Origin of the sequence: Microcoleus sp. Pol10D4, assembly GCF_036701555.1 — a bacterium.
In the GTDB taxonomy this organism is placed as follows: domain Bacteria; phylum Cyanobacteriota; class Cyanobacteriia; order Cyanobacteriales; family Microcoleaceae; genus Microcoleus.
The window spans coordinates 5250-21632 of the sequence record NZ_JAUBRA010000042.1; the positions used below are offsets into that span (position 1 = coordinate 5250).

Genomic DNA, 16383 nt, shown 5'->3' on the forward strand with positions numbered 1-16383 from the left:
TGGGATTCGTGGTTGTCCCCGTTGTGGGATTCGTGGTTGTCCCCGTTGTGGGATTCGTGGTTGTCCCCGTTGTGGGATTCGTGGTTGTCCCCGTTGTGGGACTCGTGGTTGTCCCCTCAATGGTGAAGGGATTGTCGTTTACGCGGGGTATTTGAGCTGTAGTGAACCTAGATTCATCTAGCGAGTTCGATCGAACATCAATCAAAACCGCCAAAAATTCCCCAGTTTGCCTGTCCCTAATAATCGTGTTGCTAGAATTCGAGCCTTGGCCCTGGAAAATTTCTAACTCTGTAAAGTTCAAACCTCCAGCCAGACCGATCGAATCTCCCGCATTAAAATCTCTAATTACATCAGCATCGCCGATTTCGCGGCCGCCAGTAGTAAGAAACCCGTTGCCATCAGGCGACGTGCCCACCCTACCGAGAACAAAGATATCCGATCCGTCGCCTCCTGTCAGAGTATCAGACCCGCGATCGCCCGAAAGAATATCATCCCCAGCATCTCCAGACAAAGAATCATTGCCGTCGCCCCCGAAGATCAGGTCATCACCCTCGCCGCCATCACCAGTATCGTTACCAATACCGCCGGTGATGACATCCCCGCCCTCCTGGCCCAACAAAATATCATTGCCCGCAGCGCCGATCAGGCAGTCATTACCCGTGTCGCCAAAAACAGTGTCACTGCCCTTGTCGCCCAAAATCAGGTCGTCCTCCCCACCACCGCGCAGACAGTCATTGCCTTTACCGCCGTACAGCGAGTCGTTGCCTTCAGCACCCAAGACAATATCGTTGCCCTGGTCGCCAAAAGCTACGTCACCGCCCTCGTCGCCAGAAACCAAGTCATCGCCTTTGCCACCCCGCGCCGTGTCATTGCCACGCCCGCCCTCAACAAAATCTTTACCAGCGCCACCGTTGAGATAATCGTTACCGTCTTCGCCCCTGAGTAGATCGTCTCCGTCCCGACTCAGAAGCGTGTCGTCGCCGGCACCCCCGGCAATCGTGTCATTGAACAAGCTGCCGATTAAATAGTTACTGCCCTCATTTGCGACAACTAAGCCATCGACAAAAAGTGGCTCTGGGGGAGGCGTGGGAACTGTCAGAGGTGGCCGCGGCACAGGCGTTACCGAAATGTCCGTGCCCGTCATCATCGGTTCCGTGCCCGTCATCATCGGTTCCGTGCCCGTCATCATCGGTTCCGTGCCCGTCATCATCGGCTCCGTGCCCGTCATCATCGGCTCCGTGCCCGACGACGGCGTAGGCTGCGGCACCGTCCCGCTATCCAAAGTATCCTCGTTCTCCTCGGGTAGCCGCCCTTCGAGAAAATTTAGTGATACTGCACTTGCCATTGTTCCGCCTCCTTGCGACGCTACTCAAAAACTACTAAATAAACTTAAAGTCAGATGCAGTAATGACTGTGCTGAGCGCTCCGGGCACTGTAGGAATAGAATTCAACACTGCCAAATCGAAAGCTGGGAGACTGTCATCTGCCACATTCGGGTCGAAGCCGAGAACGTACTTGTTAAAAGTATTGTTCAGGTACACGAAGAAAGCTCCCGTTTTGCTCGAACCCTTTTGATTCTTCAACACTGCATTTATTGCTTGAGCGTTATCAAATTTAGATTCAAACAAAATGACTGATTGCTTGCTGATGTCGTCGCCGCTAGACCCAATATTCCTGACGATAAAACTGGTGAAATCGAGAGTAGTTCCTGAGTTGGTTAAACCTGCGAAATTTGACGACCTGAACAAAAATCTGTCGGTCTCGCTGCCGTTAGCGTTAAAGTCAGCAATCACGTCCACGCCTTCGCTGGGAGTTTCATAGTAGAAGAAATCATTGCCAGCATCGCCCGTGAGCAAGTCAGAACCGGCACCGCCACCCAAAATGTCATTGCCTGCACCGCCGGAAAGCGAGTCGTTGTCATCGCCGCCCAATACCAAGTCATTGCCGAAGGCGCCGCTGAGACAGTCACTGCCGGCACCGCCATCGAGAGTGTCGTCGCCCGCTTGGCCGTCGAGGGAGTCGCTGCCGGCCTCGCCCAACACGTAGTCATTGCCCGAACCTCCGAGTCCCGTGTCGTTGCCTTGTCCACCCAAAATCGTGTCATCGTTGTCGCCGCCGGAGATGAAATCGTTATTGATACCGCCGTCGAGCAAGTTTCTGCCCAATCCACCGTCGAGGATGTCGTCGCCGGCACCGCCGTCGAGGGAGTCGTCGCCAATGCCACCAAGTAAGGTGTCGATCCCAGCGCCACCAAGTATCGAGTCCTCGCCGGATTCTCCCAATATCGAGTCATTGCCTGTTCCGCCATCAATGGTGTCGTTGTTGTCGCCGCCCAAGAGGTTGTCATTGTCATTGCCGCCGAACATCAGGTCGTTGCCCAGTCCGCCGATCAGCGAGTCTATGCCGTCTTCGCCGTCAACGGTGTCGTTGCCGAGTCCGCCGTCAACGGTGTCGTTGCCGATCGCACCCACCAGCGAGTCGTTGCCTGCTTCACCGAATACGAGGTCGTTGCCGCCATTACCATCGATCAGGTCGTCGCCGTCGCCCCCAGCGAGGGTATCGTCGCCTGCCCCGCCGAGGATGAAGTCGCTGAGGTTGCTGCCTGTAAAGCTGCTGGCCGGGAGTGCGCTGCGATCGACAATATTATCTACCACCGTGATGCTGAAGGATGCCGGCCCGATAGTTGCAGACCCGTCGGAGGCTGTAAACGTGAAACTGTCGCTGCCACCTGCTGCCAGCAAGTTGTATTTGACGATGTTGTTGTTGATATCGTCTTGGGTGAATTTGCCGCCCACGTTGAGAAAGGTGCTACCCCTTTGGACAAAACCTCTGGTAGCATCGGGGGCTTTAGTAATCGTGTAAACGATTTCCAAGGGGCTGTTGTCGGGATCTGTGACTAACAAATCGGCGGCAGTAATTGTCTGGGTAGGATTACTTTTGGCAACCACCACACCGTCGTTAATTATTAGCTGCGGCGGGTTACTGACGTTGATGGTTACTACCGCCTTACTTGTGCCGCCGCTGCCGTCTGAGATCGAGTAGCTGAAGCTGTCAGTACCCGAGAAGCCCGGATTCGGGGTGTATTTGAATACGCCGCCGCCCACGGGAACCAGGCTCCCTTTGTTTGCTGGAGCAAAAGTCGTGACAGTCAGAGCGCTTTGTTCCTGGTCAGTGTCGTTCAACAGAACGTTGAAACTGAGTTCTTCACCTGCAACCGTGGTGAAGTTGTCGTTAACTGCTCTTGGAGGTTGGTTAAAGATGGGCGTCGGACTTCCTGTCGGCGTCGGACTTCCTGTCGGCGTCGGACTTCCTGTCGGCGTCGGCGACCCGGGGAACATCGGCACCGGCTCGTCTGGCGGTGTTGGTGTCGGTGTTGGCGTCGGTGTCGGCGTCGGTGTCGGCGTTGGTGTCGGCGTCGGTGTCGGACTTCCTGTCGGCGTCGGACTTCCTGTAGGTGTCGGACTGTCTGTCGGCGTCGGTAGGGGAAGCGGAGTTGCGCTGCCGGGAACTGTGGGGGCAATTACAAATGAGCTTCGCCCTAGGGTTCTGCTGTCTACTCCGGGCAATACTGCTAAAAAGTCGCCGCTGACGCCGTTGCGAATAATCGTACTGCCGGCTTTCGTCTCAGTGCTTTGGAAGATTACCAAATCTTCAAACTTGAGGTCGCCGGTTAACCCGATTAAATCTTCGCCTTGGCGAAAGTCTGTGAAAATGTCGGCATCGGCGATGTCGGGGCCGCCTGTGGTGAGAAATGCCGCGTTAGTGCCGTCGCTGCTGCCGCTGGGGGAACTGAAGGCGCCGATGACGAAGACATCTCTGCCTTCGCCTCCTGCCACTACGTCTTTGCCTGCTTCGCCCCAAAGAACGTCATTGCCAGCACCGCCGTCCACGATGTCATCACCGTCGCCGCCGAATACGATGTCGTCGCCGTCGCCGGAAAAAAATGTATCCCCGCCGGCGTTTCCGTAGAGCCAGTCGCCTCCTTCGTTGCCAAATACCAAGTCTTCGCCATCGCCACCGAAGAGCGAGTCGTTGCCTTCGTCGCCCCAGAGGATGTCGTCGCCTCGATCGCCCAAAAAGCTATCGTCGCCAGAACCTCCACGCAAGCTGTCGCTGTCTTTTCCGCCGTAAGCCGTGTCTCTGCCTTCGCCTCCGATTACCGTATCGTTGCCGTCATTGCCATACAGCAGGTCAGGGTTATTTGCCCCCTCGATGGAGTCGTTGTCTTTGCCTCCGTACAGGGTATCGAGTCCTGAACCGCCGTCAAGAACGTCGTTGCCCTCATTACCGAACAGCACGTCGTCATCGTCGTTGCCAAATAGTAAATCGTCGCCTCGGACTCCTTGCAAGGTGTCGTTGCCTTGCAGCCCGGAAATCACGTCGGGGCCGGGACTGCCAGCTAAGGAGTCGTTGGTTTCGGTGCCACGGACTACGCCGCCGATGATTCCGGGCGAGGTACCTTGGCCTCCGCCCCCTGTGTCGTCTATGTCGCCAATTGTGTCGTCCCCGGAGGGAGGTGTTGGAGGTGTTGGAGTCGGAGTCGGAGTTGGCGTCTCTGGTGTTGGCGTCTCTGGCTCTGGCGTCTCTGGTGTTGGCGTCTCTGGTTCTGGTTCTGGTGTTGGTGTTGGAGGTGGTATAATTACTAATGGCACTGCACTTGGCATTATTTTGGCTCCTTTAAACGACGATCCCGATTTACTTTAAGAACTGATTAGTATCAGTTTGTTGCCACCAATCTGGCTTAAAATTGATTAATAACCCCATCATTTCTAACATACTAAATCAAAACTGCCACGGCTATAGATATTTTTTAAGCGGGACATCTTTTGATATCAAAATATTAATGATTGCACGTTTTGATGCCTATGTTGGGTATACTTTAATATCGCGCCATTTCGATAGAACGTAGAAGTCGGGCTTGGAGTGAGCCCGGTGTATTTATCCAGAATCAGAAAAAATAAAAATCTTCGCCGTCATAATTTTTTCTTTCCGAATGTCCAATGCTGAATACATCTGTGCCTCTTGCCTGCAGAAGCGAATGCCTTATGCTGACTGCTGACAAGAAACAGAGCTGTTAATTAGGGGCAGAAGCGGCCCGGTTTGTTCTTGTCCACTGACGGATAGTTCGCTGTGGCACAGGTAAAGCAGGGAACAGCGACTTAACAAATCTAGCAGAATTCGCCGCAGTCGCTGTTGGTCGGCCGCTGTTTCCTCTTCGGTTTCCCAGGGACGCCCCTGTTGCGATCGCAAAAATAAGGGAGCGCCAAACAATGTCGCCGCACCGCCGCTTAGCCACAGGGGCGAGCCGGCATCCAGCCAAAAGTGCCACTTGTGGGCGCGGCGGCTGCTGCGGTACTGGAAGATGTTGGCGAGGGTGACGGCTCTGGCTGCTGGGCCTTCTGGACGCACTGGAAAGGGGTTGGCGGTGACGGTTCCTTGCCGCAACAACTGGATGAACCGGGCGATCGTTTCTGAGTCGCCGCCGTTTGTTGGTTCTACGCGCTGCATTCGCCCGTTGATTTCCCAGTAGTGGGTGGCGGTTTCCATTAACTCGCGCAGGGCTGCTAGCCGATCGTAGGGGAGGTATCTGTCGTTCATGAGAAATTTCTGGATGGCTCGATCGAGCAGGGCAATTGGACTCGGCAACAGCCGCTCCTGCTGTTGCGATCGCTGTTGTTCGATCCACTCCACAATCTGCTCGTAGGCCCTGGCTGCTCGGTGTCCCAGTCTGTCCCACCGGGGAAAAGCTGTAATTGGCAGCAATTGAGGTCGATCGATATCTGGGCAAAAACAGTGATCGGCGATTAAACCTGCTCTCACTTGGTCGATCGATTTTTGATGGTGAATTTGAGATTTTAGATTGAACGTCGAGTTAGAATCTTCTGTTTCCAATGAACGGTGTTTCTGGCTGCCCAACACTACTAGCATTTCGGCGGCGCCGTCTCGATCGACTAAACGGCCGAGTCCCGGATAAACTAAGGCTAACAAAGTGAGTAAAGCTCGAATCTCTGGGGTAGTCGAGAGGGGGCGCTGATCGTTGAGAGATACGGCGGCGATACCATCTCGCGCCAGAATTTCCGTTAAACTGTAACGGGCGATCGCATCCATCCCAGGGGCAATTACGGCGATTTCCTGCGGTTCCACGGCTTGTGACTTCACCGCATCCACGATGATTTCGGCGGTTTCTCGCAGCAGTTGAGCCCGGGAAGTGGTTTGGAGCGATCGAACTTTACCGGGCAAACTCAAGCCTAGAGGATAAAAACCCTCAGTATTAACTGCTAAACTTACCGCTAAATCTCCAATCTCTGGGGCTAAACCGGCTTTGGCGTCCAAATTTACCACGCTTTGACAGCGGTCTTCGAGTCTGGCCAGGTATTCCGTGTCAGCCCCCAAGCCCAAACGCACTCCTCCCTCTGGATTGTAGGAGAAAGCCCCCGCTGCACCTTGGTCGAGCATTCGATCGAACAAATGGCGACTTATCGCCGGATAATCGTCAACATCGTCTGCGATCACAGCTTGATATCTAGAGGCCAAATGCTGCTGATAAGTGGCATCCGGCAACAAATCGCGCCAGTAGAGTTCGCAAACAATCCCGTAAGTCAGGAACCCCCGCGTCAAGCACCATTCCCGCCACCTTTCCAGCAACTCTCTCATGCTAGTCCACAGGTTGGTCGAGCCACCGTCACCAGCAAATCCCTGTTCTAGAATGCTGGGAATCTCTTCTCTCGGCGTACCGCTGACAGCAGCAAGTTGTAATAAGTCTAGAGTTCGACGCACCATTCGGTTTGGACTTACCCCTGTTTTTTGCAAAATCCCTTCGTCTAATTCGCGACGCCAGAGTCTCGCGGCAAGTTCCAGTTCTGTTTCAGGTTGCAGCCGTAGGGGAAATTGAGCCCTCAAATTCAGCGACTGAACTAGCAGGGGCCAAAATAACAATACTTCCTGCTCAAAAAAACCGAAGGGCGTTGTGGAGTGAAAGGTATATTTTCCTTCGGTAGCAACGGCGATGCGATCGGCCAATTCTAGCCGGTTGTCTCCGTTAGCTGCTAAGACTAAAATTGCTGGGGCAGTTTGTCCAGCCCGCCGCTGCCCGGAACTCGATCGCCCTGAAACTGTTGCAGGCAAAGGCTTGACAGTTTTGCTCCAAATGCAGAACTGCTCGACTAAACGAGTGGTTTTGCCGCTTCGGGCAGATCCGACAATCCAAATTGAATCCGAGACCTCGGTTCCCAATTTAGGTAAATTTGTTACCATACTGTGAATACTTTAATCACTAATGTCTACAGTCAACTAACAAGCTTTAGCTATGAATACTTCTCCGTGGAACAGGATTGTAAAATATCTCTACAGCCTTCACCAATGGTATCGAGAAACCCCTGAGAGGGCTATAGAACAGGCCTACGATGCTGCGTTAGCAATTAAGGCGATCGAAGACGAGCATTTTGGGGGTCAAGGAATCTCTGAGCGATCGTCGGGAGATTACGGACAAAGCACCCTGTCTTACTTTAAATCCGAACTGCAAAAATACCTCAAGGTCATCCAAACTAGAATGGTTGAGTTTAATGCTAGCCGTTCTTTTTTGGAACTGCCGGAGCGAGTGGGGGCAAAACCGAAAAGGGGGCAAAGCGCTGAGCCTCACCAGCACGGATTACACATCAATAATAAAGATAGAGCCTCCCTTGTATTTGAGAAGCTAGAGTTTATTGATGGAGTCATCGACAAGTATATTAATAATAGTAGATCGACGGCAATTGTTCCGGTTGTCAGTTCAGTAAATGTGCAGGCAAGATCTACAAATAGCAGCTCTCCACCTGACACAAGAAATAAAGGTTCAGCTAATTCTGTTCAAATTCACGATGGTGAGGTTGACACTAACTATGAAGAAGTGAATTTATTACCGCGATCGCTTTTGGGAACTTTGAATCGAATTACTAAAGATTTAGACCCGGAAGCAGAAAAAGAAGTAGTTAAGAATTTCCGCAATTCCAAAGTAAAAACAATTATTTCTCTGAGATTTATTTTGCTTTTGATTTTAGTTCCGCTGTTGACGAATCAAATTTCCAAAAACTTTCTAGTCGGCCCGGTAGTTGACCATTTTAGAGGTCAAGAAAATGCTCCAGTTTTCCTAAATGTTAACCTGGAAGAAGAAGCATTAGAAGAACTGCAAAGATTTGAGGAACACCTCAAATTTGAAAGGTTAATAGGCATTGCTCCGTCGCTTTCTTTAGAGGAAACGGAAAAGAAGATTGCCGAGAAAGCAGTTGAAATAGCGGAGGAATACCGCGGTGAAAGTGGTGGAGCTATTAAAAATATTTTTTCCGATTTGATCTCCTGCGTTGCCTTTGCCACGATTATCGTCACTAACAAGAAAGAGATTGAGATTTTAAAGTCTTTCATGGACGATGTGATTTACGGCCTCAGCGACAGTGCGAAAGCTTTCGTAATTATTTTGTTTACAGATGTGTTTGTCGGATTCCACTCGCCTCATGGTTGGGAAGTAATTCTCGAAGGTTTATCGAGGCATTTGGGACTACCAGAAAATAGGCAGTTCATATTTTTGTTCATTGCAACTTTTCCAGTGATCTTGGATACGGTATTTAAGTATTGGATATTCCGTTATTTAAACCGGAGTTCGCCTTCGGCTGTTGCTACGTACAAGAACATGAACGAATAATCAGAGGCGAAAGAAGTTCGGCAATGGATTCTTTAACGGATGTAACGGATGTAACGGATGTCATGAAGAAGGAAGTTCGGCAACGAGCAATGTACGGGATGTAACGGATGTAACGGATGCCAGTCCGATGGAAGTCGGAAGTTCGGCAACGGATTGGCTCGACGGATGAAACGGATGTCAGTCCGATGTCCGTCGGAAGGAAGAAGAAAGGAAGAAGAAAGGAAGAAGGAAAAAAAGATGTAATAAGAGCAATGGTTTCAGGCATTAAGAACGTCCTCAGTAGGGCGTTCACTGCACACAAAGTGGCTTACCCATAGCGCACAAAACCATTTATTGTTTGCGTCAGGAGTGGTTTAATTAAGTTGATGTACTTAAGGTGTTGGGCCTCTAAATTCTATTGGGGGGCGGGTTCTCGCGCGCGCACCACAAGAATTTTATCAAACTTGCTTGACTGTCATAAAAGCTCGGCTCAGGAACCGTAAAACTTAGATGCACCTTGGGAGATGAAAAAAAATACGATCGCCCGCAGAATTTCTCGAAAGAAATCAAAAGGGCGATCGCATTCCCAGAACCAATTACCAATGACCTAATTCCAACGCTTCTTGCGCTGTCGCTGGCTTGCCACCGCCTCCACCAGCCCCAGGCCGAGAAAATTACTCAGCAGCGACGCATTCCCGTAACTTAGGAAAGGCAGGGGAATGCCCGTAACCGGCGCCAAGCCAATGTTCATCCCAATATTTACGAACACCTGAAAAATCAACATTGACAGTACGCCGATCGCCAGCAAAGAACCAAAATTATCGTTAGCAGTTTGAGCGATCGTCACCAACCGGAAACAAATTATCCAGAACACCAACAACACGCCAATACAGCCAATAAAACCCAATTCTTCGCCAATAGCTGAAAAGATAAAGTCCGTATGCTGTTCGGGAATAAAGTTAAGCTGAGTTTGCGTTCCCTGAAACAAACCCCGGCCCTTCAGTTCCCCAGCGCCAATAGCAATCCGAGATTGAATCAAGTGATATCCGCTGCCTAAAGGGTCTTTCTCAGGGTTTAAAAACCCTGTCAGGCGCATTTTTTGATAATCCTTGAGTACATTCCAAAAAATATGTCCGAGGTGTCCAGAAACAACGTTCACCAACACAGCACCGAAAGTCCCTAACCAGGGCCAAGGCAGGGTTCGCCAAGCGATAATACCCGCAACAACTACCCAGGCTATCCAAATCGGTGTAGACAGGTTATTGAAGAGAACTGATATGAGAGGAGAGAATAGCAATATTAGCCAGCCGGGATTGACATTACCCCAGTAAAACATCCCCATTGTGATCGCGCCGAACACTAGGGAAGTACCTAAATTTGGTTCGGCAAATATCAATCCCCAGGGTACGGCCATAATCGCCAGCATCCTCAACATATTGCCCACCGTGGGAACAGTCTTGTCATGCAGGAGAGCTGCTAAAGTGACAATCATGCCTACTTTGGCAAATTCTGACGGTTGCAGGTAGAAGCCGCCGATGTTGATCCACCGCTGGGCACCGAGCCCTGTAGTACCGATAAAACGCACTGCGATCAGCGACAAATTGATTAATATGTAAATCGGCCATTTCCACTCAAGCAGTATTTGGTAACGGCAGCGGGAAATGATGATGGCGAGGAACAAACCGACTGCCCCAGTTACCCAGTGCCGCCACCAGTCGATCAGCCCCTGGTTGATTTCGACGCTGCGGATCATGATTCCCCCGAAGATGGTGAGGGCGATGCAAGCGGCCAACAGCCAAGGGTCTGCTTCTTCCCAGGGTTTGAAGATTGATTTCCAGCGGTTTCTGACTTGTATTCTCTGCAACATGAGGATTTTAGATTTTAGATTTTAGATTTTAGATTATCGAGCTGATTTTCGGAACTTGTGGATATATTTCAGATTCACAGCCTGCACCTTACTGTAGAAGCGTCGGTGTAAGTATGTAACTTTATTCGGCGAGTGTTAGGGAGGTTCCGGGCCGTCAGCAACGGGCCGCATCGTGCGCGGACACACTAATATGTAGGGTGCGCCAGGCCGCGCACCTTACGCGGATTTAGTTTGATCGCGATCCGCAAGTCCGAAAATAGTCAGGCCGGTTCGTAAAGATACTCGAAGCCGTTCCCATCTGGATCTCTGCCGTAAAAAGATGCAGTACCGTCGCGGTGTTCGTGAATGTGGGTGACGGAAACACCATCGGCTTTGAGTTGTTGGTAAGCCGATTCCATTTCGGCGCGATCGTCAAATACAAACCCAAAATGCGGCCCTGCTTGGTCGTAACTCGGACTCAACAGCGCCAATCCGTCCTCTCCTGCTTTCAAATAAGCCCAGTCTGCATCTTTCCAGACTAACTCCATACCCAAGTTGCGGTAGAATTCAGCAGACTTCTCTATGTCTTGCACGCAGACGGCTACGTGTCCCAATCGTTTTAGTTTCATATCTACAAACTTTATGGTTGTTCTTTCATTTATTGTATCTATTTTCTGATTTGTTGCTCGATTAATTAGGTATTTTTTCTGTTTTTTTTGTGGCGGCTAACTGGGCTTTTTCTACTTGTTTGCTAGCGTCCATTTCGCTGAACAGTTGAATGGCGCGCTCAAAATTTTCTTGACTTTTCTCGATGTTACCAAGTTTTTGTTCTGTTAGTGCTAGTTGATAGCAAGCTTCGGCTCGGTCTAATTTAGCGCTGGCTCGATCAAGTATTTCTATTGCTTCTGCATGGTGCTGCAGGGCTTGGTCAAATTCTCCCCGTTCTCGGTACAGCGCTGCTATACCACTGAGAGCTTTGGCTTTGATGGTGCTGTACTGGTTTTGGTCGGCCTGGGCGATCGCTTGGCGATACAAGCTCAAAGCTTTCTCTGTCTCTCCCAGGTTTTGATAGGTGGCGGCGAGAAAAACTAACTTGTATCCCGTACCTACCAACTGACTGTTTTCCCGATCGGCATAAAGTTTTTCGGCGAGCTCTTCCGCCTCTTTTTTGGCTCCGATACAGGAGTTGAGGAAAGCTAACCCGACATTGATCGAATAGCTATTACTCCCAATTTCGTCTCGCGAAGTTTTCAGCTTGACAAATATCTCCATAGCTGATTCCAATTCCCGCATTTCTATTTGACAAAAACCTATATTAATTGCAGCGTTAACTTTCCAAAATTCCAGATTAGCTTGTTTGCCGTTTTCAGATTCGCTGCTTTTCGCTATAATTTGCAAAGATTTAGTAGCTTTTATTTCTGACATTTGATGGCATTCTATGGCTTGATTGATTTCGCCTAATATCCGATAACAAATGCCTAAAAGACTGTATAAACCGCTCAAATAATAATCAGAAGTCACATTGTTGACGATGCGAGTAGTTGCTGAAATTATTGGCTGCAAGAAACCTAATTTGTAGAGCGCTCTACCGAGCTTGTAATCTTGGGCAAACTGGATATTGATTTTTTTGAGGATGACGCTCGCGGCCTGCTCGAAACAGCTAATTGCCACATAATGATAGTAAGCTTCAAAAGCTTTCAGGGCATCTTCTACAGTTTCAATATTTTCAACACTCTCTGTCCAGAACTCGGCTGCTTTGCGGTTTGCAGTTTCCCAGTCTCCGGGCGTGAGCCGATCGACCGCTTCTTCCCGAATTGCTGGATGCAGCCAGTATTCGCCCTTCTGAGACTCGACTAGCGATCGGTGCAACAGCGATTTAATGATTTGTCGGCGTCCGGCTTCGGGAACGTCCCACAGCAAGCACAAAAGTCCGTCAGTAGGGACTGTCGGCACGTCTTGATAGCGGTAACAGCCCAAGCGACAGAGGAGTTGATAGGCTTCAGGGTCGAGTTCGAGGAGGCGGTTAAATTGACTGGTAACTAAATTTTTTAAGTCAGTTTCAACGAGCGGATGTTGGCTGTTTTCCAGCCAGTAAGCCGCCATATCTCCGTCAAAATCTTCTCGGATAGTGCCGCAAATAATGCCCATTGCTTTAGCATTGCCGCCGTAAACTTTGTGCATTTCCTTGAGGGCGACATCATCTATATTGATGTTGCGGCAGCTAAAAAATTGCTGCCAAACTTCCACATCTAATCCCGGAAGCAAGTAGTGTTCGACGGTGACATCAGAATCGCAAAGTCGATCGCGACTGGTAATCAGCGTTACCGACTGCACCGCTGCGTCAGCCAAAACTCGCAACAGTTCCACGTAAAGCCGGTGGGGTTCAATAAACTTACCTTGTCCGTCGAGTGCGGCTTCCAAATTGTCAATCAATACGCCGACTTTGTGAGTCTGAAGCTGTCGCTTCAGCCGCCCCAGGGTGACGCCAAAGTCTGGCCCTGGTTCTTCCTGAAAGTCTTGCTTGAGCCATTCTTCGATCACGCTTTCCAAGGCTGTGATGTTTTCTGTCTCTTTTGCCATCAACAGTTCAATGGTTCGATCGAACCCTTGAGATTTGAGATACTGTCTGGCCAAAGTTGTTTTGCCGATACCGCCGGCACTTTGGATGACAATCACTTTAGCACCTTGGGCGACAAGAGTATTGAGATCTTCGATCGCCCCGAACCGGCCCAAAAAGTTCGGGTTTTCGATTTCCAAATCCGCATCAAGTCCGAGAGATACTTGGGCCGGAACAGTTTGTCCCGACTGCGGTTCTACTGTCGAGTAGCTGCGCCAATACCGTTCTACAACCGCTTGAAGGTTGTCTCTTTTAACTTTTTCGCCTTCTCCAAACAGCGCTGAAAGCCGCTTCCACAAATTAGAGGCGGCATCTTTAACAGTCCCTACTCCATATCCTTCACTATCTGCAACCTGTTGGTACGTCCTGCCTTGCACTCCCATCCATGCTTCGCGAAAGATAGCGCTGTCAAGGTTGTCGAGAGTTTTCAGGTTTCGAGCCACAAGTAACGAGTTGGTAAAATCCAGTGCACGATCGGCTTCCATTTAGTCACCAGGTTTAGCGTTACCCATCTGAGACAACTTTAACAGACTTTTTCCGACTCGCTTACACGCTCAAACATTTGACTTGTATAGACTTTTACCGACTGACACGGCCGAGGTTGGCCGGGGATACTGTTGAGTGTGGAGGGGAAGTTGACAGACAAGCTTCTAACTTACACACCGATCGAGTCGAGTTTATATTCAGGAGCAAGCAGCGATGTCTATTAACGATGTTGAAACAGCGATCGTAGATGAACAAATTCGCCCTCAAGAATGCGGCCGCGTTCGTTTTCAAAACAGTTGGTGGCCAGCGAAGTGCGATAGAGACATGACTTTTGAACCCGGTGAGGTGGTTCGCGTCGTGGGAATTGAAAATATTACTTTGATCGTTGCAGCGTCGTTTGCGATCAATTCTGAAAGTTAAGGGAAATCTACAATCGGGAGTAAGCAATCATGAATTTTGACAATTCCGAAAAAGCGATCGTGGATGAAGAAATTCGACCTAATGAGTCCGGTCTCGTTCGTTTCCAAAACAGTTGGTGGCCGGCGAAGTGCGATAGAGACCTGACTTTTGAGCCTGGTGAGGTAGTTCGCGTAGTCGGAATTGACAATATTACTTTGATAGTTGAAGCGTCGTTATAAATCAAGGGGTTAGGGAGTCGAGCTATAAGTTTATAGCATCCCAACGTTCAGGCCAACCTAGAAGCAGGAGAAAGTAATCATGACTGTCAGCCATTTAGAAAGAGCGATCGTTGAAGAAGAAATTAAACCAAATCAGTCCGGCAGTGTGCGATTTCAAAGCAGTTGGTGGCCTGCCAAGTGCGTTCGAGAAATAACTTTGCAACCCGGTGAAGTTGTTCGCGTCGTGAGACTTGAAAACATTACTCTGATAGTTGAGGCGTAGTTGGGAAACAATCTGTAGGCGGGGAGTTATCGGAAGGCAAAAGGCACTTACGCTGAAGATAGAAGACAGAATTTAAATCTCATAGAGCCATTATTGGGATGACCAACCTCACACTTTTATCTGAAAGCATAAGCGCGAGGTTGGGCTATCCCAAAATTAAGTAAAACCAATCTTTAGCAGAAATTTATCATGTCTATTATACCGCAAAAGGTGGATCGGCAAAATTAAATTTCATACTGATTGTGATGTCGTTAAAGTCACCTTTAGCAACAGCACTGGGGGAATCTTCGAGACCAAAACCATTAGTTCCTAGGGAAATAATATGGCTTGAGCGATCAAGATTAGCTTCCTTATCAGCAAAATAAGTCGCTCTCTATTCAAGACCCTCACACCCTTTCTTTTCTTATACAGCGTATTCCAGGTTTATCAAGTAGGGACAAAGGCTTTCGCCGTGTCCCTACGGTGGGGATAGATCGATAGGCGGGGGCCCTTCATAAACATGGAATATGCTGTATTATGCAACGCCGAAAAACTAGGGTAATACTAAATCACATCAGGTAATTCGCGTTCTATAAACCACAAGCGAGGATAGCGGTAAATGGAAACTGTTACCAAGATGGCGATAATTTCCATCGTAATAAATAGGAGGCCAATCCCGCGACCTGGACCCACGCCCAGGATTTGTCCGATGCTGCCTGCAAGTAAGCCGTCAGCCGCCATGAGAGGTTCAAAGATGCGATCTGCTAAGGGGCCTGCTATAACATAAGCGAGAGGGATACAGGAGAGGGCGATCGCCTGCATTGTAGCGAAGACCCGGCCTTGAATAGCCGGAGGCACTTTTCTCAGCAAGATGGTAAAAACCGAGCTATTGATGATAGGTACACTCAAAAAAAATAAAAACATAGCTAATGAGAAAAGTGTGGCGTCAGTACGCAATCCCAATGCTAGGATACACAAATGAGCGAGAATATCGAAAACAAAAATGCCCCGGATGAGCGGTTTAGTTCCCCCCCAAATACTGATAGCTACACTGCCAACTAGCATCCCCGCACCACCCATAGATTGAATGGTTCCGAGAACGGTGACAGAGGTGAATGATAGTACCAAGGGGGTGAGCAAAGCTTCAACCGTTCCCGCAACAAAATTGTCCAGAGCGAATACAATTAGCAAGGCTAAAAATCCGGGGCAACCAAAAATATAAGTCGCACCTTCGATCGCCTCTTGCCAGAGAGAAGTTTTTTCCTCTTTTGGAATGGCATCAGTCTTAGTATCAGGAAAGCGAACCAATAATAACGTGGTGAGGGCAAATAGGAAAGTTGCAAAGTCAACTAAAATCACACCTTCAAGCTCGATAATTCCAAGCAAGACCCCTGCCAACAGGGGCGAGAGTAGTTGGGCGCAGGCTTGTGCTGATTGCACCATCCCATTGGCGCGAGGTAGGTCCTCTTTCGGCACCAGCAAAGCGGTGGAAGCAGTGTAGGCAGGTAGCTGAAAGGCTTTGAAGACGGAACTAAGACCAACAGCAAGATAGATGTGCCAAAGCTGAAGGTTGCCAGCAACGAGTAATAGGGCGATCGCCACAGTGGTTACACCAGCGCCCGAGTCCGATAGAATCATGCACCATCGACGGTTCCATCGGTCAACCATTGCACCAGCGATCGGGGAAACTACGATACTGGGTAGCAGACCAAATAGCAAAATTAGCGAAAATTGGGTGACTGAACCCGTGCGCTGGTACACCCACACTCCCAATGCGAAGTTAGTCAGACCCGACCCAATCAGGGATATTAGTTGTCCGAACCAGACTATAAGGAAAACGCGCATTTCGCCTGTAAAGAGTCGGAGATTTTTAAGACTACGCATCATAGCTAATTTCTGCTA

General features: G+C 49.6%; 12 protein-coding genes. 5 read left to right on the forward strand and 7 right to left on the reverse strand.

Going from position 1 to position 16383, the window contains the following annotated elements:
• From QUA36_RS19850 to QUA36_RS19860, 3 genes are all read right to left on the reverse strand, one after another.
• The coding region (locus QUA36_RS19850) for a calcium-binding protein (protein ID WP_333458817.1) at positions 1-1345 on the reverse strand (1345 nt) is incomplete at its 3' end.
• 34 nt (positions 1346-1379) lie between these two features.
• Entirely contained in the window at positions 1380-4664 is a 3285-nt protein-coding gene (locus QUA36_RS19855; RefSeq protein ID WP_333458818.1) for an Ig-like domain-containing protein, read from the reverse strand.
• 379 nt (positions 4665-5043) lie between these two features.
• Positions 5044-7254 (reverse strand): recombinase family protein, encoded by a 2211-nt coding sequence (locus tag QUA36_RS19860; RefSeq protein WP_333458819.1) that lies wholly within the window; start codon positions 7252-7254, stop codon positions 5044-5046.
• 52 nt (positions 7255-7306) lie between these two features.
• On the opposite strand from QUA36_RS19860, the gene QUA36_RS19865 reads away from it, so the two are divergent.
• Positions 7307-8674 (forward strand): proton extrusion protein PcxA, encoded by a 1368-nt coding sequence (locus tag QUA36_RS19865; protein WP_333458820.1) that lies wholly within the window; start codon positions 7307-7309, stop codon positions 8672-8674.
• Positions 8675-8790: 116 nt separating this feature from the next.
• On the forward strand, positions 8791-8991 hold the full coding sequence (locus QUA36_RS19870) for a hypothetical protein (RefSeq protein ID WP_333458821.1): 201 nt from the start codon (positions 8791-8793) through the stop codon (positions 8989-8991).
• Between the two features lie 269 nt (positions 8992-9260).
• On the opposite strand, the gene rodA is transcribed toward QUA36_RS19870, so the two are convergent.
• The 3 genes from rodA to QUA36_RS19885 form a co-directional block, all read right to left on the reverse strand.
• Positions 9261-10520, reverse strand: a complete 1260-nt coding sequence (gene rodA / locus QUA36_RS19875) for a rod shape-determining protein RodA (protein WP_333158680.1) — start codon at positions 10518-10520, stop codon at positions 9261-9263.
• A 260-nt stretch (positions 10521-10780) separates the two neighbouring features.
• Positions 10781-11128, reverse strand: coding sequence for a VOC family protein (locus QUA36_RS19880; RefSeq protein ID WP_333158678.1), 348 nt, complete (start codon positions 11126-11128; stop codon positions 10781-10783).
• Positions 11129-11189: 61 nt separating this feature from the next.
• Positions 11190-13601, reverse strand: coding sequence for a tetratricopeptide repeat protein (locus QUA36_RS19885; protein ID WP_333458822.1), 2412 nt, complete (start codon positions 13599-13601; stop codon positions 11190-11192).
• A gap of 214 nt (positions 13602-13815) precedes the next feature.
• On the opposite strand from QUA36_RS19885, the gene QUA36_RS19890 reads away from it, so the two are divergent.
• From QUA36_RS19890 to QUA36_RS19900, 3 genes are all read left to right on the forward strand, one after another.
• Entirely contained in the window at positions 13816-14022 is a 207-nt protein-coding gene (locus tag QUA36_RS19890; RefSeq protein ID WP_333036967.1) for an NfeD family protein, read from the forward strand.
• A 29-nt stretch (positions 14023-14051) separates the two neighbouring features.
• Complete coding sequence (locus tag QUA36_RS19895) at positions 14052-14240, forward strand: NfeD family protein (RefSeq protein WP_333158673.1); 189 nt, start codon at positions 14052-14054, stop codon at positions 14238-14240.
• A gap of 79 nt (positions 14241-14319) precedes the next feature.
• Complete coding sequence (locus QUA36_RS19900; RefSeq protein ID WP_015175752.1) at positions 14320-14502, forward strand: NfeD family protein; 183 nt, start codon at positions 14320-14322, stop codon at positions 14500-14502.
• 543 nt (positions 14503-15045) lie between these two features.
• Here QUA36_RS19900 and QUA36_RS19905 read toward each other — a convergent pair.
• Positions 15046-16368, reverse strand: coding sequence for an MFS transporter (locus QUA36_RS19905; protein WP_333458823.1), 1323 nt, complete (start codon positions 16366-16368; stop codon positions 15046-15048).
• Between the last annotated feature and the right edge of the window lie 15 nt (positions 16369-16383).